At 72.1% G+C, this 19948-nt stretch carries 17 protein-coding genes; 7 read left to right on the plus strand and 10 right to left on the minus strand.

Annotated elements, in window-relative coordinates; translation table 11 throughout:
* From nuoI to nuoN, 6 genes are read left to right on the plus strand one after another with little or no spacing between them, the layout of a single operon-like run.
* On the plus strand, nt 1-612 hold the full coding sequence (gene nuoI, locus ACIPYQ_RS05845; protein ID WP_361753720.1) for an NADH-quinone oxidoreductase subunit NuoI: 612 nt from the start codon (nt 1-3) through the stop codon (nt 610-612).
* Nucleotides 609-1415, plus strand: coding sequence for an NADH-quinone oxidoreductase subunit J (locus ACIPYQ_RS05850; RefSeq protein ID WP_401246570.1), 807 nt, complete (start codon nt 609-611; stop codon nt 1413-1415). Before nuoI ends, ACIPYQ_RS05850 begins: the two co-directional genes overlap by 4 nt.
* Nucleotides 1412-1711, plus strand: coding sequence for an NADH-quinone oxidoreductase subunit NuoK (gene nuoK / locus ACIPYQ_RS05855; protein WP_030653455.1), 300 nt, complete (start codon nt 1412-1414; stop codon nt 1709-1711). The genes ACIPYQ_RS05850 and nuoK overlap by 4 nt, the downstream gene beginning before the upstream one ends.
* Nucleotides 1712-1720: 9 nt before the next feature.
* Nucleotides 1721-3616, plus strand: a complete 1896-nt coding sequence (gene nuoL / locus ACIPYQ_RS05860; RefSeq protein ID WP_401246574.1) for an NADH-quinone oxidoreductase subunit L — start codon at nt 1721-1723, stop codon at nt 3614-3616.
* A gap of 1 nt (nt 3617) precedes the next feature.
* Nucleotides 3618-5210, plus strand: coding sequence for an NADH-quinone oxidoreductase subunit M (locus ACIPYQ_RS05865; protein ID WP_361753714.1), 1593 nt, complete (start codon nt 3618-3620; stop codon nt 5208-5210).
* 5 nt (nt 5211-5215) lie between these two features.
* Nucleotides 5216-6862 (plus strand): NADH-quinone oxidoreductase subunit NuoN, encoded by a 1647-nt coding sequence (nuoN, locus tag ACIPYQ_RS05870; protein ID WP_401247666.1) that lies wholly within the window; start codon nt 5216-5218, stop codon nt 6860-6862.
* Between the two features lie 68 nt (nt 6863-6930).
* Here nuoN and ACIPYQ_RS05875 read toward each other — a convergent pair whose 3' ends face one another.
* From ACIPYQ_RS05875 to fahA, 9 genes are all read right to left on the minus strand, one after another.
* Nucleotides 6931-7551, minus strand: coding sequence for a Uma2 family endonuclease (locus ACIPYQ_RS05875; RefSeq protein WP_401246577.1), 621 nt, complete (start codon nt 7549-7551; stop codon nt 6931-6933).
* Between the two features lie 122 nt (nt 7552-7673).
* The gene (locus tag ACIPYQ_RS05880; RefSeq protein WP_401246580.1) at nt 7674-8282 is read right to left on the minus strand and encodes a hypothetical protein; all 609 of its coding nucleotides are present in this window, start codon (nt 8280-8282) and stop codon (nt 7674-7676) included.
* Nucleotides 8283-8404: 122 nt separating this feature from the next.
* Nucleotides 8405-11137: a fumarate reductase/succinate dehydrogenase flavoprotein subunit gene (locus tag ACIPYQ_RS05885; RefSeq protein ID WP_401246583.1), complete on the minus strand. Its 2733-nt coding sequence runs from the start codon at nt 11135-11137 to the stop codon at nt 8405-8407.
* A gap of 11 nt (nt 11138-11148) precedes the next feature.
* A complete protein-coding gene (locus ACIPYQ_RS05890) occupies nt 11149-12048 on the minus strand; it encodes an ABC transporter ATP-binding protein (protein ID WP_401246585.1) in 900 nt (299 codons plus the stop codon).
* A complete protein-coding gene (locus tag ACIPYQ_RS05895; protein WP_401246587.1) occupies nt 12045-12971 on the minus strand; it encodes an ABC transporter permease in 927 nt (308 codons plus the stop codon). The genes ACIPYQ_RS05890 and ACIPYQ_RS05895 overlap by 4 nt, the downstream gene beginning before the upstream one ends.
* Nucleotides 12968-14314, minus strand: coding sequence for an ABC transporter substrate-binding protein (locus ACIPYQ_RS05900; RefSeq protein WP_401246590.1), 1347 nt, complete (start codon nt 14312-14314; stop codon nt 12968-12970). The genes ACIPYQ_RS05895 and ACIPYQ_RS05900 overlap by 4 nt, the downstream gene beginning before the upstream one ends.
* 14 nt (nt 14315-14328) lie before the next feature.
* A complete protein-coding gene (locus ACIPYQ_RS05905; protein WP_030011381.1) occupies nt 14329-14556 on the minus strand; it encodes a ferredoxin family protein in 228 nt (75 codons plus the stop codon).
* A gap of 33 nt (nt 14557-14589) precedes the next feature.
* Nucleotides 14590-15360 carry a GntR family transcriptional regulator gene (locus tag ACIPYQ_RS05910; protein ID WP_401246594.1) on the minus strand — a complete coding sequence of 257 codons (771 nt, stop codon included), beginning with the start codon at nt 15358-15360 and terminating at the stop codon, nt 14590-14592.
* 139 nt (nt 15361-15499) lie between these two features.
* The gene (fahA, locus tag ACIPYQ_RS05915) at nt 15500-16723 is read right to left on the minus strand and encodes a fumarylacetoacetase (RefSeq protein WP_401246597.1); all 1224 of its coding nucleotides are present in this window, start codon (nt 16721-16723) and stop codon (nt 15500-15502) included.
* Between the two features lie 141 nt (nt 16724-16864).
* Here fahA and ACIPYQ_RS05920 point away from each other — a divergent pair, with 141 nt between their 5' ends.
* Nucleotides 16865-17683, plus strand: coding sequence for an HAD family hydrolase (locus ACIPYQ_RS05920; RefSeq protein WP_401246600.1), 819 nt, complete (start codon nt 16865-16867; stop codon nt 17681-17683).
* Nucleotides 17684-17907: 224 nt separating this feature from the next.
* Here the strand turns inward: ACIPYQ_RS05920 and ACIPYQ_RS05925 are convergent, their stop codons facing one another.
* Nucleotides 17908-19911 (minus strand): CocE/NonD family hydrolase, encoded by a 2004-nt coding sequence (locus ACIPYQ_RS05925; protein WP_401246603.1) that lies wholly within the window; start codon nt 19909-19911, stop codon nt 17908-17910.
* Nucleotides 19912-19948 lie beyond the last annotated feature (37 nt).

Below are 19948 nucleotides of genomic sequence, written 5' to 3' on the forward strand. Positions count from 1 at the left end.
ATGTCCGACGACGACAAGTGGCAGAACCCGGTGGCGGGCTTCGGCGTGACCTTCAAGGCCATGTTCAAGAAGCGCCTCACCGAGCAGTACCCGGAGCAGCAGAAGACGACCGCCCCGCGCTTCCACGGACGGCATCAGCTCAACCGGCACCCCGACGGTCTGGAGAAGTGCATCGGGTGCGAGCTGTGCGCCTGGGCCTGTCCCGCCGACGCCATCTACGTGGAGGGCGCGGACAACACCGAGGAGGAGCGCTACTCCCCGGGCGAGCGGTACGGCGCCGTCTACCAGATCAACTACGCCCGCTGCATCCTGTGCGGGCTGTGCGTCGAGGCGTGCCCGACGAGGGCGCTCACCATGACGAACGAGTTCGAACTGGCCGACGCCAGCCGTGAGTCGCTCATCTACACCAAGGAGCAGCTGCTCGCCGGCCTCACCGAGGGCATGGTCGAGGCTCCGCACGCGATGTACCCCGGCACGGAGGACACCGACTACTACCGCGGGCAGGTGACGGGGGCCGCCCCGGGCACGGTGCGGCAGGTCGCGGTCACCAAGGGCGAGAAGCCCGAGGACGAGCCGGTGGACGCCCCGCAGGACGAGGAGGTGCAGGCGTGAGCACCACCGCGGCGAGCCTCACCTCCACCGGCGAGGCCGTGCAGTTCTGGATCCTCGGCACGGTCGCCGTCATCGGCGCCCTGGCCACGATCCTGATGAAGAAGGCCGTGCACAGCGCCCTCAGCCTGGCCGGGACGATGATCATCCTGGCGGTCTTCTACCTCGCCAACGGGGCGTACTTCCTGGGCGTCGTCCAGGTCATCGTCTACACCGGCGCGATCATGATGCTCTTCCTCTTCGTGGTCATGCTCGTCGGCGTCACCGCCGCCGACTCCCTGAAGGAGACCATCAAGGGGCAGCGCTGGATGGCCGCCCTGTGCGGGCTCGGCTTCGGCATCCTGCTGATCGCCGGCATCGCCAACGCCGGGCTCAGCCACTTCAACGGGCTCGGCCGGATCAACTCCGCCGGACACGTCGAGGGCCTGGCGCAGCTGATCTTCACCAAGTACGTCTTCGCCTTCGAGATCACCGGCGCGCTGCTGATCACCGCGGCCGTCGGCGCGATGGTGCTCACCCACCGCGAGCGCACCGAACGGGCCGCCACCCAGCGCGAGCTCGCCGAGAAGCGCGTCCGGGAGGGCGTACAGCTCCCGCCGCTCCCCGCGCCCGGCGTCTACGCCCGGCACAACGCGGTGGACGTCGCCGGCCTCCTGCCGGACGGCACCCCGTCCGAGCTGACGGTCAACAAGACGCTGCGCGGCCGCGGCCAGATCCGCGACGTGTCGAGCGAGGCGCTGAACGACCTGAAGGCACTGGAGCAGGCGTCGGCGGAGCGCCTCGGCCGCGAGGAGGCGTCCAAGTGAATCCGGTCAACTACCTGTACCTGGCGGCCCTGCTGTTCACCATCGGCGCGACCGGCGTGCTGATCCGCAAGAACGCGATCGTGCTGTTCATGTGCGTCGAGCTGATGCTCAACGCCTGCAACCTCGCCTTCGTCGCCTTCTCCCGGATGCACGGCAACCTCGACGGCCAGATCATCGCGTTCTTCACGATGGTCGTCGCCGCCGCGGAGGTCGTGGTCGGCCTGGCGATCATCGTGTCGCTGTTCCGTACCCGCCACTCGGCCTCGGTCGACGACGCCAGCCTGATGAAGCTGTAAGGGGTCGCTGTGGAGAACCTGATTGCGCTGCTGATCGCGGCGCCCCTGCTCGGAGCGGTGGTGCTGCTGTGCGGCGGCCGGCGCCTCGACAAGATCGGTCACTGGATCGGCACCCTGCTCGCGGCCGCCTCCTTCGGGATCGGCGCCGTGCTGTTCGTCGACATGCTGTCGCGCAGCGCCGATGACCGGACCCTGAACCAGAACCTGTACACCTGGATCCCCGTCGAGGGCTTCCAGGCGGACATGGCGTTCCAGCTGGACCAGCTGTCGATGACCTTCGTCCTGCTGATCTCCGGGGTGGGCACGCTCATCCACGTGTACTCGATCGGGTACATGGAGCACGACGAGCGCCGGCGCCGCTTCTTCGGCTACCTCAACCTGTTCGTCGCGGCCATGCTGCTGCTGGTCCTCGCCGACAACTACCTGCTGCTGTACTTCGGCTGGGAGGGCGTGGGCCTCGCCTCGTACCTCCTGATCGGCTTCTGGCAGCACAAGCCCAGCGCGGCCACCGCCGCGAAGAAGGCCTTCCTGGTCAACCGCGTCGGCGACATGGGCCTGTCGATCGCGATCATGCTGATGTTCACCACCTTCGGCACCTTCGCCTTCGAGCCGGTGTTCGCCTCCGTGGGCGAGACCTCCGAGGGCACGCTCACGGCCATCGGCCTGATGCTCCTGCTGGCCGCCTGCGGCAAGTCGGCCCAGGTCCCGCTGCAGTCCTGGCTCGGGGACGCGATGGAGGGCCCGACCCCGGTCTCGGCCCTGATCCACGCCGCCACCATGGTGACCGCGGGCGTGTACCTGATCGTCCGCTCGGCCGCCGTCTTCAACGGGGCGCCGGACGCCCAGCTGGTGGTCACCGTCGTGGGCGCGGTCACGCTGCTCTTCGGTGCGATCGTCGGTTGTGCGAAGGACGACATCAAGAAGGCCCTGGCGGGCTCGACGATGTCGCAGATCGGCTACATGATCCTCGCCGCGGGCCTCGGCCCGATCGGCTACGTCTTCGCGATCATGCACCTCGTGACGCACGGCTTCTTCAAGGCAGGCCTCTTCCTCGGCGCGGGTTCCGTGATGCACGGGATGAACGACGAGGTGGACATGCGCAAGTACGGGGCCCTGCGGAAGTACATGCCGGTCACCTTCGTGACCTTCGGACTCGGGTACCTGGCCATCATCGGCTTCCCGGGCCTGTCGGGCTTCTTCTCCAAGGACATGATCATCGAGGCGGCCTTCGCGAAGGGCGGCACCGAGGGCTGGATCCTCGGCGGCGTGACCCTGCTGGGCGCCGGCATCACCGCCTTCTACATGACCCGGGTCATGCTCCTCACCTTCTTCGGCGAGAAGCGCTGGCAGACCGACGCGGACGGCAACCCGCCGCACCCGCACGAGTCCCCGAAGTCCATGACCATCCCGATGGTCATCCTGGCCTTCGGTTCGGTCTTCGCCGGTGCCTTCTTCGAGATCGGCGAGCGCTTCCTGAAGTGGCTGGAGCCCGTCACGGGCTACTCGCACGGCAATCCGCCGGTCAGCGCCATGACCATCACCGCGGCCACCATGGTGATGCTCCTCGTCGGCGTCGGCATCGCCTGGGCGATGTACGGCAAGCGGCCCGTCCCCGTCGTCGCCCCGCGCGGCTCGTTCCTCACCCGGGCGGCCCGGCGGGACCTCTACCAGGACGACTTCAACCACGTCGTGCTCGTGCGCGGCGGGGAGCACCTGACCCGCTCGCTCGTGTACGTCGACCACAGCCTCGTCGACGGGGTGGTCAACGGGACGGCCGCCTCGGTCGGCGGGCTCTCGGGCCGCCTGCGCAAGCTGCAGAACGGCTACGCCCGCAGCTACGCGGTCTCGATGTTCGGGGGAACGGTGGTCCTGATCGCCGCGACCCTGCTGATGAGGGCGGTGTGAAATGAGTTTCCCGCTTCTGACGGTGACGGCCGCGGTGCCCGCGGTCGGCGCGATCCTGACGGCGGCCGTCCCGGCCGCCCGCAGGACCGCCGCCAAGTGGCTCGCGCTGCTCTTCTCGCTGGCGACCCTGGCGCTGGCCGTGCTCGTCGCGGTCCGCTTCGACCCGAACGGTGACCGCTACCAGCTCACCGAATCCCGGCCGTGGATCGCCGACTTCGGCGTCCGCTACGAGCTGGGCGTGGACGGGATCGGGGTGGTGCTCATCGGGCTCACCGCGCTCCTGATCCCCTTCGTGATCGCGGCCGGCTGGCACGACGCCGACCCCCTGGAGACCAAGAGCTCCCGGTGGCGGCCGACCCAGGGCTTCTTCGCCCTGATCCTGATGGTCGAGGCGATGGTGATCATCTCCTTCGAGGCCACCGACGTCTTCCTCTTCTACATCTTCTTCGAAGCCATGCTCATCCCGATGTACTTCCTCATCGGCGGCTTCGGGGACCGGGCGCACTCCGGTTCCGACGAGAACGCGGCCGCGCAGCGCTCGTACGCGGCGGTCAAGTTCCTCCTCTACAACCTGGTCGGCGGCCTGATCATGCTGGCCGCCGTCATCGGGCTGTACGTGGTCGCCGGGAACTTCTCGCTCCAGGAGATCACCGCCGCCCGCGCCGCGGGCACGCTCGACATGGCGACCAACACCGAGCGGCTCCTCTTCCTCGGCTTCTTCTTCGCCTTCGCGATCAAGGCCCCGCTGTGGCCGCTGCACACCTGGCTGCCGAACGCGATGGGCGAGTCCACCGCCCCGGTGGCCGTCCTGATCACCGCGGTCGTCGACAAGGTCGGCACCTTCGCGATGCTCCGCTTCTGCCTCGGGCTCTTCCCGGACGCCAGCAAGTGGGCCACGCCGGTGATCCTGGTCCTGGCCCTGATCAGCATCGTCTACGGCGCGCTGGTCGCGGTCGGCCAGCGGGACATCAAGCGGCTGGTCGCCTACGCCTCGATCTCGCACTTCGGCTTCATCATCCTGGGCATCTTCGCGATGACCTCCCAGGGCCAGTCCGGCGCCACCCTCTACATGGTCAACCACGGCCTGTCGACGGCGGCGCTGATGCTGGTGGCCGGCTTCCTGATCTCGCGGCGCGGCTCGCGGCTCATCGCCGACTACGGCGGCGTCCAGAAGGTGGCCCCGGTCCTCGCCGGGACCTTCCTGATCGGCGGCCTGGCCACCCTCTCGCTGCCGGGCCTCGCGCCCTTCGTCAGTGAATTCCTGGTCCTGGTCGGCACGTTCGCCCGGTACCCGGTCGTCGGCATCATCGCCACCATCGGCATCGTGCTCGCCGCGCTGTACACGCTGGTGCTCTACCAGCGCACGATGACCGGCCCCGTGAAGGAGGAGGTCCGCACGATGCCGGACCTGCGCCTGCGGGAGCTGCTGGTGGTCGCCCCCCTGATCGCGCTGCTGATCGGGCTGGGCGTCTACCCGAAGGTGCTCACCGACATCGTCAACCCGGCGGTGGAGCACACCATGTCGGACGTGAAGCAGACGGACCCGCAGCCCGAGGTCGACGTCGAAGCGAAGAACGGGGAGGCGGCGAAGTGAGCACAGTGACTTCCGCCCACAGCCTGTGGACAGTGGCGGCCGAGGCGCCGGTCGACCGGATCCCGGCACCGACCATCGAGTACGCGCAGCTCGCGCCCACGCTGATCGTGGTGGGTGCGGCGGTCCTCGGGATCCTCGTGGAGGCCTTCGTGCCCCGCAAGTCCCGCTACTACGTACAGGTGTTCCTCGCCGTGGCGGCGCTGGCCTCGGCCTTCGCGGCGGTCGTCGGCCTCGCGGCCGGCGGGTACGGCTCGACCAAGGCGCACATCGCCGCGATGGGCGCCATCGCGGTGGACGGCCCGGCACTGTTCCTGCAGGGCACCATTCTGCTGGCCTCGATCGTCGCCGTCTTCACCTTCGCCGAGCGGCGCCTCGACCCGGCCGCGCACGGCAACCGGGTGGACTCCTTCGCCGCCCAGGCGGCGTCCGTACCGGGCAGCGAGAGCGAGAAGGCCGCCGTCAAGGCGGGCTTCACCACCACCGAGGTCTTCCCGCTGGCCCTGTTCGCGATCGCCGGCATGCTGATCTTCCCGGCGGCCAACGACCTGCTGACGCTGTTCATCGCGCTGGAGGTCTTCTCCCTCCCGCTGTACCTGCTCTGCGCCGTCGCCCGCCGCCAGCGGCTGATGTCGCAGGAGGCCGCGGTGAAGTACTTCCTGCTGGGCGCCTTCTCCTCCGCCTTCCTCCTCTTCGGCATCGCGCTGCTCTACGGCTACGCGGGCTCGGTCTCGTACGCGGTGATCGCCGACGTGGTCGACGGCACGGTCACGAAGATCGACCCGGCGCTGGCCTCCACCATGGGCAACGACGCGCTGCTGCTGATCGGCGGTGCGCTGATCCTGATGGGCCTGCTCTTCAAGGTCGGCGCGGTCCCCTTCCACATGTGGACCCCGGACGTCTACCAGGGCGCCCCGACGCCGGTCACCGGCTTCATGGCGGCGGCGACGAAGGTGGCCGCCTTCGGCGCGCTGCTGCGGCTGCTCTACGTGGTCCTTCCGGGCCTGCGGTGGGACTGGCGGCCGGTGATGTGGGGGGTGGCCATCGTCACGATGCTGGCCGGCGCGGTGGTCGCGGTGACCCAGACGGACGTCAAGCGGCTGCTGGCGTACTCCTCGATCGCGCACGCGGGCTTCATCCTGGCCGGTGTGATCGCGACCTCGGCGGAGGGCGTCCAGGCGGTCCTCTTCTACCTGGGGGCGTACTCCTTCGTGACGATCGGCGCCTTCGCCGTGGTCACGCTGGTGCGCGACGCGGGCGGCGAGGCGACGCACCTGTCCAAGTGGGCGGGGCTGGGACGGCGTTCGCCGCTGACGGCGGCCGTCTTCGCGGTGTTCCTGCTGGCCTTCGCCGGCATTCCGCTGACGTCGGGCTTCACCGGCAAGTTCGCCGTGTTCACGGCGGCGGCCGAGGGCGGCGCGGGAGCGCTGGTCGTGGTCGGTGTCATCTCGTCCGCGATCGCCGCGTTCTTCTACATCCGGGTGATCGTCCTGATGTTCTTCAGCGAGCCGAAGGCCGACGGCCCGACGGTGGCGGTCCCCTCGCCGCTGACGATGACCACCATCGCGGTGGGCGTCGCGGTCACCGTGGTCCTGGGCGTGGCCCCGCAGTACTTCCTGGACCTGGCGGGTCAGGCGAGCACCTTCGTCCGCTGACCGGTTCACCGCACGGCACAGGGCCCGGCCCCCTTCGGGGGAGCCGGGCCCTTCGCCGTTGCACGGGGCTACTTCTTCGGACGGTGCCGGGGTGTGATCGACGTGAGGTCGACATCGATGGTGAACGGTACGGAGACCTTCAGGCGGTCGTGGAAGATCCCCGTCGCGACGTAGGCTCCCGTGGCGGGATCCAACTCGTAGACGTAGACCACAGCACGTCCGTCCTTGTTCTCGACCCGCCAGAAGTGGACGATCCCGGCCCTGGCGTACTTCAACGGCTTGGTTTCGCGGTCACGTCCGACAGAGTCGGGGGAGACCACCTCGATGGCCAGCACCACTGCCTCGGCAGGGAACCGGGTCTGTTCCAGATCGTCTACGACGTCGGTGCGTACGACCACCACGTCCGGCTCGGGCCGATTCCGTTTGTCGATGTCGATCGTGAACTCGCGAAAGATCTCGAAGTCGGCGGGGGCCGCCGACCGCAACTGCCACTTGAACAAGTCGATCGCTCGCTCGTGGAAGATGCTCTGCGGACTCACGAAGATCAGGCTCCCGTCGATCAGCTCCGTGTGCGGAGGCAGATTCGGAAGCGTGTCCAGGTCGTCCGCTGTCCAGCCGCCCGCAGGTGGGATGGGCCAGCGGGGTCCCGGCTCCGGCTCAGGCGGCGGCGCTGCGGGTTCGACGCTCATCAGTGCTCCCATGGGGCAGAGTCTCGCGAGTGCGTTCAGCGTATCGCCGGAGTTCTCGCGAAACGCCGTCCCTATGGGTGAGTCATATGCGCATGGCACTTGACTCTGCAGGCAGGTGCGGACTAGTGGCCGTGCGCGTGGGCGGCGGGCTTGCCCGGGGTGGGGGCCTTCTTCGGGCAGGTCAGGGCCGGGTTCCAGTTGTGGAAGCGGCCGGCCGGGTTCTTCTTGTACGCCCACATGTGCAGGTCGTAGTGCTTGGGCATGCCCGCCCAGTGGCCCGGCATCGGCCCGTCGAAGGGCAGCCCGAACATGCTCGGCCGGTCGTCGGCGGTCTTCAGGTCCTGGTCCCGGTCGGTGGACATCCACTCCACGGTCTCCAGCCGGCGGCGGCCATTGCGGTCCTTCTCCCGGCTGTAGAGGAGCGCGGTCGGCCTGGCGGGGTCCTTCGAACCCCAGTTGGCCTGCTTGACGTAGTGGTAGTTCATGGCGCCCACCCCGAACGGGTTGGTCATGCACTCCTCGCCGTGGGGGACGTACCCGTCCTTGATGGCCTCCCGCTCGTCCGCGTACTTGGCCGTCGCCGCGATCGCCGTCGCCATGTCCCGCATGGCCTTCGCGTCGCGCGGGTCCGGCGCGGGCCCCTCGACCGCCTGGGCCGGAGCCACTGCGGCCAGGCCGAGCGACACGGCGGCCGCACAGGCGAGGACGGTCTTCAGACTGCGTACGTACATGGCGGGGGCTCCTCGCGGTGGGGGTACGGGGTACGGGTTCCCGCTTCCATTCGTCCGTCCACCATCCAGGCCCCTCCCTCCCGCCGCACGCGGCGCGCCTCCGAACGGGGCTCCCGCACCCCTCAGGCGCGGGCCGCGTACGCGCGGACGTCCGCGTCCGGGTCCGCGACCGCCGAGGCGAGCGCGGTCCGGGCCTCCGCGGTGTCCCGGTGGGCCAGCAGGGACAGCACCGCCGCCTTGCGGACGTCCGCGTTGGCGTCGGCCAGCGCCTCGGCCAGAGCCGGTACCGCCGTTTCCGGGGCGGCCGCCGACAGCCCGGCCGCCGCCCCCGCCCGGACCTGCCAGGCCGCGTCGGCCAGGGCCGCCACCGCGGTACGGGCGTACGGTGCCGGGCAGCCGGCCCGGGCCAGCGCGCCCAGCGCGGCGCCCCGCACCAGCGGGTCCGGGTCGGCCAGCAGCGGGTCCAGCGGGCCCGGGGCCGGGGCGTGCACCGCCGCCAGCCCCTTGGCCACCGCCACCCGGACCTCGCGGGCCGGATCCGCCGCGGCCGTGGCCAGCGCCGTAACCGCGTCCACCGAGACCAGGGCCCGCACCGCGTGGATGCGGACCTCCGGGTCGGCATCGGCCAGCGAGGCGGCGTACAGCTCCGCGTCGCCCAGCCGCAGCGCCCGCAGCGCTTCGAGCGCGGCCGAGCGCACCACCTCGTCGGGCACGCCCAGCGCGGCGCGCAGCCCGGCCGCCAGCTCCGGCCCGCCCGGCAGCACCTCCACCAGCTCGCGCAGCGCGGCCGCGGCGGCCGCCCGTACGAGGGGGGCCGCGTCCCCGAGCCGTGCGGCCAGCGCCGGCCCGGCCCCCGCGGGAACGGTCTCGCCGAGCGCGGCCACGGCGGCGGCCCGTACCGCCGGATCGGGGTCGGCCAGGTAGGGCGTGAGCGCGGCCAGGTCGGGGGACTCCTCGGCCAGGGCGAGCAGTTCGAGGATCCGGGGGGAAGAGGCGGAGCCGTGCGAGGGCGCGGGTACGGCGTCCGGGCCGTCCGGGCCGTCCGGGACCGGGGAGGCCTGGGCGCGGGCCGCCGGGGCCGCCTCCCGGGGGCCCGCCGTGGCCACCGGGACCAGGGCGACCTCGCCCAGGTGCCGCGAGGGGCCGCCGGCCGGGGCGAACCCGTCGACCGGCACCAGGTACGGCTCCACCGGCCGGGCCGTGAACTCCATCGCCCCCGAGGCCGACTTCCGCAGGTCCAGGTGGTGCAGCCAGCCGGTGTCGTCGCGCTCCGGGTGGTCGAGCCGCTCGTGGTAGAGGCCCCAGCGGGACTCCGTACGGGCCAGCGAGGAACGGGCCGCCATCTCCGCGCAGTCGCGGATGAAGGACACCTCCGCGCACCGCATCAGCTCGTGCGCGGTGGTCGCGCCCATCTCCGCGATCTCGCCGGTCATCCGGTCGAAGGCGGCCACGGCGAGCGAGAGCTTCGCGCCCGTCTTCGGCGGGGCCACGTAGTCGTTCACGAACCGCCGCAGCTTGTACTCCACCTGGGGCTGCGGCGGGCCCTCCGGGTTGCGCAGCGGCCGGTAGATCAGCTCGTGGGCCGCCGCCACCTGGCCGGCCGGCAACTCGCCCTCGTACGCCGTGTACCCGGCCGCGTCCGCGCCCGCCAGGTCACCGAAGACGAACGCGCCGATCATGTAGTTGTGCGGTACGGAGGCCAGGTCCCCGGCCGCGTACAGTCGCGGCACGGTGGTGCGGGCGTGGTCGTCCACCCGGACGCCCGACGCCGAGTGGCCCCCGCACAGCCCGATCTCCGAGATGTGCATCTCGATGTCGTGCGTGCGGTAGTCGTGGCCGCGGCCCGCGTGGAAGGTGCCGCGCGTCGGCCGCTCGGTGGTGTGCAGGATCGATTCCAGCGAGGCCACCGACTCCTCCGGGAGGTGGCTCAGCTTCAGGTACACCGGGCCGCGGTCCGAGGCGAGTTCGGCGGCGAACTCCGCCATCATCTGGCCCGACCAGTAGTCGGAGTCCACGAACCGTTCGCCGTGCCGGTTGACCTGGTAGCCGCCGAAGGGGTTCGCGACGTACGCGCACGCCGGGCCGTTGTAGTCCTTGATCAGCGGGTTGATCTGGAAGCACTCGATCCCCGTCAGCGCGGCGCCCGCGTGGTAGGCCATGGCGTAGCCGTCGCCCGCGTTGGTCGGGTTCTCGTAGGTGCCGTAGAGGTATCCGGAGGCCGGCAGGCCGAGGCGCCCGCACGGGCCGGTCGCCAGGATCACCGCCCCGGCACGCACGGTCACGAAGGCGCCGGTGCGGGTGTTGAAGGCGGCCGCGCCGATCGCCCGGCCGTCCTCGGGCGAGGTGAGGACCCGCACCGGCATCACCCGGTTCTCGATCCGGATCCGCTCCCGCATCTCGCGGCGCCGCAGCTGCCGGTAGAGGACCTTCTTGACGTCCTTGCCCTCCGGCATGGGCAGCACGTACGAGCCCGAGCGGTGGACCTGGCGCACCGCGTACTCGCCGTGCTCGTCCTTCTCGAACTTCACCCCGTACGACTCCAGGCGCTGCACCATCGCGAACCCGCGGGTGGCGGTCTGGCGGACCGTGGACTGGTCGACGATGCCGTCGTTGGCGCGGGTGATCTCGGCGACGTAGTCGTCGGGCTCGGCGCGGCCTGGGACGACGGCGTTGTTGACCCCGTCCATGCCCATGGCGAGGGCGCCGGAGTGGCGCACGTGGGCCTTCTCCAGCAGCAGGACGCGGGCCCCGTGCTCGGCGGCGGTCAGCGCCGCCATCGTGCCGGCGGTGCCGCCGCCGATGACGAGGACGTCGCAGGAGAGTTCCTCGGCGTCGCCGATCGCGGGGATGTCCACGGTGCTGCCTTTCAGAGAGAGTCGATGATCCGCTGCCGCAGGGCGGCGTGCGTCGCCGCGCGGTCGCGGTCGCGGGGGTGCGGTACGGAGACCACCTCACCGCTGCCGAGCAGGGCGACGCGGTCCCCGACGAAGAGGGCCTCGTCCACGTCGTGGGTGACGAAGACGACGGTCGCGCCGGTGCCGGCGAGGACGTCCACGAGGAGGTCCTGCATCTCGGCCCGGGTCTGCGCGTCGAGCGCCCCGAACGGCTCGTCCATCAGGACGGCGCGCGGGCGCGCGGCGAGGGCGCGGGCCAGTTGCACGCGCTGGCGCTGGCCGCCGGAGAGCTGGTGCGGGAACTTGTGCGCGTGCCCGTCCAGGCCGACCCGCTCCAGCCACTCGCCGGCGGTCCGCCGCCGGGCCCGCCGGGCGGCACGGGACGGATCGAACACGGGGGAGCGGCCAGGCCGGCCCGCCGGCACCCCGCCCTGCCCATCCTGCTCATCCCGGCCGGAGCCGCGGGACGGCCGTCCCGCGCCCTCCTCCCCGGCCGGACCCCGCGAGCGCCCGATCGCGAGCGGGAGTTCGACGTTCGCCCGGACCGTGCGCCAGGGGAGCAGGGCGTCGTCCTGGAAGACCAGCGCCCGGTCGGCGTCCGGGCCGCGGACCGGGGCGCCGTCCTGTTCCACCACGCCGTCGAGCGGCGGCAGCAGCCCCGCGAGGGTGCGCAGGAGCGTGGACTTGCCGCAGCCGGACGGGCCCACGACGGCGAGCACCTCCCCGGGCTCAACCGTCAGATCGACCCCGTCGAGCACCGTGTTCCCGCGGTGCCCGAGCCGTACGCCGCGCAGCGCGAGCCGCGCCCCGTACGGCGCGGGGTGCGCCGCGGGGCCGGGACCGGTCCGGGCATCTGCCTGCGTCAGGCTCATGGGGTCACCTCTCGGGTCTGCTCGGGGAAGGCCCTCGGTCCGGAACGCGGGCCGGCCGCGCCGGCCAGGGCCGAGGCCGGGAGCGGGGCCCGGGGCGAGCGGCCGGGGCCCCGCCCCGTACGGGTGCGGGCGGCGGAGGACGGCACGGGGCCGGAGGAGTCGAGCGACGGCAGCCACCGCGTCAGACGGCGGCCCGTGCGCTCCACCGCCGTGGACGTCAGCCAGCCCAGCGCGCCGATGGTGACCATGCCGACGAAGACGCCGGGGTAGTCGACCACCGTGTAGTCCTGCCAGGTGCGGTAGCCGACCCCGTACTCGCCGGAGATCATCTCGGCCGAGATCACACAGATCCACGACACCCCGATGCCGACCGACAGGCCCCCGAAGATGCCCGGCAGGGCCCCCGGCAGGACCACGGAGAACAGCACCCGCGCCCGCCCGCCGCCCATCGTCAGGACCGCCTCCTCCCACACCGGGGACAGCGCCCGCACCGCGTGCCGCGTCGAGACCAGCACCGGGAAGAAGGCGGCCGCGCAGGTGATGAAGACGATCCCCTGCTCGTTGGACGGGAACATCAGGATCGCCACCGGCACCAGCGCGATGGCCGGGATCGGACGCAGGACCTCCAGCAGCGGGCCCAGCACGTCGGCCGCGATCCGGGACCGGGCGACCGCCGTGCCCGCCACCACGCCCAGGACGGCGGCGAGCGCGAAGCCCGACACGATCCGGCGCAGGCTGGAGGCCAGGTCCTGCCAGTAGGCCCCGGTCCCGGCCCGCTCCGCGAACGTCGAGGCGATCTCGCCCACGGTCGGGAACTGCTCGAAGCGCAGCCACAGGTTCACGTCGAGCGAGGTCAGCCCCTGCCACAGCAGGAGCGCCGCCCCGAGCGAGGCCGCCCGCAGCAGCCAGCGGCCGCCCGTCATGACGCCAGGGCCCCGGCCTCGGCGAAGCTCAGGATCCGCGCCCCGGATCCCTGGTGCTGGTCGACGTACGCCCTCGCGCCCGCCGGCGTGACGAACGCGCGCAGCTCCGGCCCCTCGGCCACCCACACCGCCTTGTCCGCGAACCACAGCGTGCCGGTCACCGCGTCCGGCACGTACGCCGCCCGGACGTCCGCGCCGCGCGCCGCCTTCAGCAGCTCGCGGGGGGAGTCGAAGGACTGCGTCCGGGTCTGGCCCTTCAGCCACAGTTCGGACCTGGGGGCCGACGCCTTCGGGTACTCCGGCGCGCCGGCCGCCGCCCGCTTCAGGGGCTCGGGGTCCACGAAGGCGTCCACGTCCACGTCACCGACCAGCTTGCCGGCCTGCAGCACCGGCACGTCCTGCTTCAGCGCGTCGATCAGCTCCGGACGCAGCGCCGGATCGAAGGTGGCGATGCCGTTCGCCCCGTTGTAGAGGTACACCACCTCCGCCGGCAGGCCGGTCTCCTTGGCCACCGACTCGGCGGCCGCCACCGGCTCCGTGCGCAGGTGGTCGGTGGCCTTGCGCTGCGCCCGCAGGAAGTCGTCCAGTACGCCCTGCCGCTCCTTCGTGAACTTCTCGCGCACGGTGACCCCGTGGAAGGTCGGCAGGTTCAGCTCGGCGCCGTCGTAGAGGGCCTTCGCCCGCCCCTCGTACGCGAGCTGCCCCGGCCACGCCACGAACTGCGACAGGGCGTCCGCGCTGCCCGCCTGGAGGGCCGAAGCGCCCACGCTGGGCTGCTGGTTGAGCTTCTGGATGCCGCTCTCCGGGTCGATCCCGGCGCGCTGCAGGGCCCGTACGAGGGTCCCGTCGGCGGCGGAGCCCACGCTCGTCGACACCTTCTTGCCGCGCAGGTCGGCGAGGGACTCCAGCTTCGAATCCGGCGCGGTGACCACGGTGTTGAGGCCGCCGCGCAGGTTGTAGCCGGTGACGGAGACGAGGTGGGTGGGCTGCTTCAGCTCCTTGCCGCGCGCCGCGTTGATGAGGAGCGGGAAATCGCCCATCGAGCCGATGTCGATCTTCCCGGCGGTCATCTGGGCGGTGATCGGGGCGCCGGTGGCGTAGTCCTGCCACTCCACCTTGTACGTGACGCCGTCCTGCTGGCCGCGCGCGGCGAGCTCCTGCTCGAAGTAGCCGAGGGAGCGCAGCAGGGTGCCGGCGGTGACGGTGTTGATGGTCTTGGACTGGTAGCCGACGGTCACAGTGACCGTCCTGGAGCCGGACGCTCCGGAGGCGTCGCCGCCGCAGGCCGTGGCGAGCGGGGCGAGGAGCAGGACGAGCGCGGGCGCGAGAGCCTTCGTACGCATGGAGGTGGGGCCTTTCACCGGAGCAGGTAGGGCATGTTGACGGTGACCGCGCCGGTGGGACAGCGGGCGGCGCACGGGCCGCAGTACCAGCACTCGTCCACGTGCATGTAGGCCTTGCCGTTGTCCTCGCGGATCGCGAGCGAGTCGAGCGGACACATGTCGACGCAGAGGGTGCAGCCGTCGATGCACAGGGACTCGTCGATGGTCACGGGCACGTCGCCGCGCTGGGGGACCACAGGCATGGCTGTCTCCAGGGAAGGGGGTGTGGCGGAGGCTTAGAGGGAGCGGCGCAGCAGGCCGCTCATGGTGATCCGGTCGCCGCGGAAGCGGATGAACTCCAGGTCCACGGGCCGGCCGTCGCGCAGGTGGGTGAGCCGTTCCAGCATCAGGACGGCGGCCCCGCGCGGGGCCTGCAGGACGGCGGCGGAGTGCGCGTCGGCGTTGACGGCCTCGAGGGTGATCCCGGCGTGGCCGAGCGGCTGCCCGGTCAGCTGTTCCAGGAGCCGGAAGACGTCCGTGTTCTCCAGGTCGCAGCCCAGCAGCCCGGCTCCGATGTCCATCGGCACGTAGGTGAGGTCGAGGGAGAGCGGCAGTCCGTTCAGACGCCGCAGCCGCTCGATGTAGAGCACGTCGGCGTGCTCGGGCAGGCCGAGGCGCCCGGCGACGGGGGCGGGGGCGCGCACGGGCCCGACCGTACGGACCTCGTTGGTCACCCGGCCGTGCTCGTGCAGCGTCTCGGCCAGGCCCTGCAGGCGGTCCAGGCCGTGCGGGTACTTCTCGCAGACGACGACCGTGCCGACCCCCGGCCGGCGCTCCACCAGCCGCTCTCCGCGCAGCAGGTCGAGGGCCTGGCGGACGGTGTTGCGGCCGGCGCCGTAGTCGGCGGCGAGGGCGCCCTCGAGGGGGAGGACCCCGCCGGGGTAGCCGCCCGTCAGGATCTGGTGGCGGAGCAGGTCGGCGAGCTGTCGCGCCTGGTCCGCGCGCAGCCGCCGGCGGCGCGCGGCGGCGACCGGGACGGTGTGCGTGGCGGTGCGTTCGGCTGGCATGGCAGGGAACGTACCGGGGGCCCGGAGGCGGTGGTGTTGCTGCAGTGTTGCGCCACCTGACGGCGCATTCACAAGGCTCTGAGCTGCGGTTTCGGCGGGGTGGCGGAAAGATCCGCCACCCCGCCGACCGAGGGATGGACTAGCGCTGTCCCACGATGCGGCCGATGACCTCGCCGAGGCCGACGCGCGTCCCGTCCGGACCGGGGGCCCAGGCGGTGAGGGTGACGGTGTCCCCGTCCTCCAGGAAGGTGCGCTTGCCGTCGGCGAGCTCGATCGCGTCGCGGCCGTTCCAGGTCAGCTCCAGCAGCGAGCCGCGCTGGCCGGTCTCGGGGCCGCTGACGGTGCCGGAGCCGTACACGTCGCCGGTGCGCAGGGAGGCGCCGTTCACGGTCATGTGAGCGAGCTGCTGGGCGGCGGTCCAGTACATCGACGCGAACGGCGGCCGCGCCACCTCCTGCCCGTTGATGGAGACGGTGATGTGCAGGTCGAAGCCGCCGGGGCGGTCGAGCTCGGCGTCGTCCAGGTACGGCAGGAGCGGGAAGTCGCGGGCCGGCGGGGCGACGCGGGCCGCGTCCAGGGCCTCCAGCGGGGTCACCCACGCGGAGACGGAGGTGGCGAAGGACTTGCCGAGGAAGGGGCCCAGCGGCACGTACTCCCAGGCCTGGATGTCGCGCGCCGACCAGTCGTTCAGCAGGAACAGTCCGAAGACGTGGTCCTCGAAGTCCGCCAGCGGCACCGGGCGGCCCAGCTCGGAGGGCGTGCCGACGACGAAGCCGACCTCCGCCTCGATGTCGAGCTTGACGGACGGGCCGAAGACGGGCGCCGGGTCGGTGGGCGCCTTGCGCTGCCCGGAGGGCCGTACGACATCGGTCCCGGAGACCACGATCGTCCCGGAGCGGCCGTGGTAACCGATCGGCAGGTGCTTCCAGTTGGGCGTCAGCGCGTCGCCGTCCGGGCGGAACATCTTCCCGACGTTGGTGGCGTGGTGCTCGCTCGCGTAGAAGTCGACGTAGTCGGCGACCTCGTACGGCAGGTGCAGCGTGACCTCGTCGAGCGGCAGCAGGTGCGCCTCGACCGTGGCGCGGTGGCCGGGGTCGGTCACCCAGGCGGTCAGCGCGCGGCGCACGTCGCGCCAGGCGGTGCGCCCGGCGGCCAGCAGCGGGTTGAGGGAGGACTGCCCGAGCAGCCCGGCGTACGGGGAACCGAGCGCGGCGGCGGCCGCCCCCGCGTCGAGCACGTGCCCGCCGATCCGCACGCCGATCCGGCGGCGGTCCTCCGAGGAGGTCGAGAAGACGCCGTACGGGAGGTTGTGCGGCCCGAACGGGTCGCCCTCGGGGAGATCGAGGGGGCTCTGCTGGGGCATGGGGTGCTGCCTCGCTTTCGACGCGGTCCGGGGGTGTCCCGGGAGCTGGTTGACACGTTACGTGGCTGAGGGGGCGCGTGGGAGGCCGGATTCGCGCTCTATTTGTAGGACTTGTCCAAAGGGGTCCGTATCCTTGGCGCCGTGACTTCCGCCCCGCCTCCGGCCCTCCCCTATGCCTTGATCGCCACCGACCTGGACGGGACTCTGCTGCGCGCCGGGGACACCGTCTCGGCCCGCTCGCACAAGGCCCTCGCGACGGCCCGCGCCGCCGGCGCCCGCCACATCATCGTCACCGGCCGCCCGGTCCCACAGGTCCGACACGTCCTGGACGGCCTCGGCTACGAGGGGCTCGCGGTGTGCGCGCAGGGCGCGCAGGTGTACGACGCGGCGCGCGGGCGCCTGCTGCACTCCGTCTCCATGGACCGGGAACTGGCCGAGGTGGCCCTCGGCAAGATCGAGGCGGAGGTCGGCGAGGTCTACGCGGCGGTCAACCAGGAGGGTTTGGACGCCGAGATGCTGATAGGGCCCGGCTACCGGATGTGGCACCCGCACCTGCCGACGGTGTCGGTGCCGCGGCGGTCGGACCTGTGGTCCGCCCCGATCAACAAGGTGCTGCTCCAGCACCCGGAGCTGGACGACGACGAGCTGACGCGGGTGGCGCGGGCGGTCGTCGGGGACCTCGTGAACGTCACGATGGCGGGGGAGCACACGGTGGAACTCCAGCCGCCGGGCATCGACAAGGCCAGTGGGCTCGCGCGGGCGGCGGAAGTCCTGGGCGCGTCCCCGGCCGGGACGATCGCCTTCGGCGACATGCCGAACGACGTCCCGATGTTCGCGTGGGCCGCGCATGGGGTGGCCATGGCCAATTCCCACCACGAGCTGGTGGCGGTAGCCGACGAAATCACCTTGTCCAACGACGAGGACGGCATCGCGGTCGTCCTGGAACGCCTCTACGCCTGACCGCCGTCTCCGGGGGCTCCGCCCCCGTACCCCCGCGCCTCAAACGCCGGCGAGGCTGAAAGACCGGGGCTCCGCCCCCTGCCCCGCGCCTCAAACGCCGGCGGGGCTGGATTTGGCTGAGGCCGCCACTATTCAGCCCCTCCGGCGATTGAGGAGCGGGGTCCGGGGCGGAGCCCCAGCAGCGGTGCCGCGCCGGGCAGACGGCGGGACCACCCTGGATCTGCCTAGCCCGCCGCCCGAGGCAGCCGGCGTTCCCACGTCCGGTGGAAGACCACCTCGCCCCCCTCCCGGCACACCACCTCGTTCGACGTCACGAAGCCGCCCTCGTCGCACGAGGTCTCGGACCGGGTCTCCACCCGTGCGTCCCAGCCCAGTTCGGGCCGGTGGAGCCGGATCCGCCATTGCGAGCGGGCCCGCGCGGACAGCGCGTCGGCGTCCTGGATCTCGTACACCTCCTCCGCGTCCTCGCTGAACTCCAGGCCGTCCGGGTACACCCGCGTGCCCCCGTACCGCGGGTCCACCTCCAGCCGCCACGTCCCGCGCGCCACGTCCCGTACGACCACCCGCTCCGGGCGCGGTTCGTCCAGCGTGGCCGGGAAGGCGACCCCCAGCGGCGGCGCCTGCTCCGGCGGCTCGAAGACGATGCCCCCCTCCGAGGCGGACGCGGCCCGCACGGGGAGGGTCAGCGCGCTGCCCGCCGGGTCCAGGGTCCAGCCGGCCTCGGACCCGGCCCGCGGCCAGATCCACGGCCAGTACGCGGAGGACACGGCGAGCCGGATCCGGTGCCCGGGCGGGAAGGCGTGGCCGATGCCGTTCAGCTCGAAGGTGACGTCCTCGTACGAGCCCACCGGCCACGGCACGGCCCGGTCCCGGCCCTGGCGGGCCGACAGGTTCAGGGCGCCCCGCGTGACCAGCGTCGACGTGCCGTCCGGGGCGACGTCGCACAGCCGGGCCACCACCTGCCCGTACGGCACGTCGAGCCGCAGCCGCAGGGTCACCGAGGGCCGGCCGAGGATCTCCACGGGCTCCCCGCCGCCCACCGGGAACTCGAAGCAGGCCGACTTCGCGTCCTCCTCCCGCTGGTCCGGCGGCAGATCGGCGTCGTTGCCGAAGGGGAAGAAGCGGCCGGCGTCCATACCGGTGTGCTGCGGGGAGGCGACGGCCACCGGCGCGCCCTGGAACACGTACGGGACGGGGATCACGGACGCCGAGGGCCAGGCCTTCTCGCCGACCCAGCGGCCCGGGAGCTCCTCGTACACCGTCGCCGGCGGGTGCGAGTCGCTGATCCAGGCGCGCAGCAGCGGCTCGTCCATCACCCCGTTGTCCGTGCCCCTCAGCCAGTGGTCCCACCAGCGCAGGGTCTCCTGGAGGAAGCCGATCGCCGGTCCGGGCGGCAGGCCGCGGTCCGGGTACTGGTGCGACCAGGGTCCGATCAGGCCCCGTACGCGCCCGGACGGCAGGTGCTCGACCAGCCGCAGCACGGTGTCCCGGTACGGGTCGTGCCAGCCGCCCACCGCGAGCACCGCCGCGCCGATCGCCGTGTAGTCCTCGCAGACGCTGCCGTGGCGCCAGTAGGCGTCGCGGGTCTGGTGCGAGAGCCAGGTGTGGATCAGCGGTTCGACCCCCTCCAGCCGGTCCAGCCACTGCTGCCGCCAGCCGTCGCCGGCGAACAGCGGGTCCGGCGGCCGGGAGGCGAAGGCCAGCATGGTCGCGGCCCACGCGTGCATGTCCACGGCCAGCACCGAGCCGCCCATGTAGTGCACGTCGTTGTCGTACCGGTCGTCCGTCGAGCAGACGGTGACGACCGCCTTCAGCGCCTCGGGGGCCAGGGCGGCGATCTGGAGGGAGTTGAAGCCGCCCCAGGAGATCCCGAACATCCCCACCGACCCCGTGCACCACGGCTGCGCCGCCAGCCACTCCACCACCGCGACCCCGTCGGCCAGCTCGCGGGCGTCGTACTCGTCGCCGGGGCGGCCCCCGCTGCAGCCGTGGCCGCGCACGTCCACCCGTACGGAGGCGTAGCCGTGGCCCGCGTACCAGGGGTGGCGCTGCCAGTCGCGCGGCGCGGTCCAGTCGGTGAGCCGGTACGGGAGGTACTCCAGCAGCGCCGGAACCGGCTCGTCCGTCACCGGGCGCCAGATGCGCGCGTACAGCTCCACGCCGTCGGCCATCGGGATCCGGACATCCTCGTGGGTGGTCTCGTACGGGAACGCGGTACGGATGATCATGTGTGAACCACCTCAATGGACCTCGATGGACCTCAGG

The organism is Streptomyces sp. NPDC090045, assembly GCF_044747975.1.
In the GTDB taxonomy this organism is placed as follows: domain Bacteria; phylum Actinomycetota; class Actinomycetes; order Streptomycetales; family Streptomycetaceae; genus Streptomyces.

Coding starts and splice junctions, on each gene's coding strand:
- nuoI (WP_361753720.1), top strand. CDS start 1: ATGTCCGACGACGACAAGTGGCAGAACCCGGTGGCGGGCTTCGGCGTG.
- ACIPYQ_RS05865 (WP_361753714.1), top strand. CDS start 3,618: ATGAGTTTCCCGCTTCTGACGGTGACGGCCGCGGTGCCCGCGGTCGGC.
- ACIPYQ_RS05875 (WP_401246577.1), bottom strand. CDS start 7,551: ATGAGCGTCGAACCCGCAGCGCCGCCGCCTGAGCCGGAGCCGGGACCC.
- ACIPYQ_RS05880 (WP_401246580.1), bottom strand. CDS start 8,282: ATGTACGTACGCAGTCTGAAGACCGTCCTCGCCTGTGCGGCCGCCGTG.
- ACIPYQ_RS05890 (WP_401246585.1), bottom strand. CDS start 12,048: ATGAGCCTGACGCAGGCAGATGCCCGGACCGGTCCCGGCCCCGCGGCG.
- ACIPYQ_RS05895 (WP_401246587.1), bottom strand. CDS start 12,971: ATGACGGGCGGCCGCTGGCTGCTGCGGGCGGCCTCGCTCGGGGCGGCG.
- ACIPYQ_RS05900 (WP_401246590.1), bottom strand. CDS start 14,314: ATGCGTACGAAGGCTCTCGCGCCCGCGCTCGTCCTGCTCCTCGCCCCG.
- ACIPYQ_RS05905 (WP_030011381.1), bottom strand. CDS start 14,556: ATGCCTGTGGTCCCCCAGCGCGGCGACGTGCCCGTGACCATCGACGAG.
- ACIPYQ_RS05910 (WP_401246594.1), bottom strand. CDS start 15,360: ATGCCAGCCGAACGCACCGCCACGCACACCGTCCCGGTCGCCGCCGCG.
- fahA (WP_401246597.1), bottom strand. CDS start 16,723: ATGCCCCAGCAGAGCCCCCTCGATCTCCCCGAGGGCGACCCGTTCGGG.
- ACIPYQ_RS05925 (WP_401246603.1), bottom strand. CDS start 19,911: ATGATCATCCGTACCGCGTTCCCGTACGAGACCACCCACGAGGATGTC.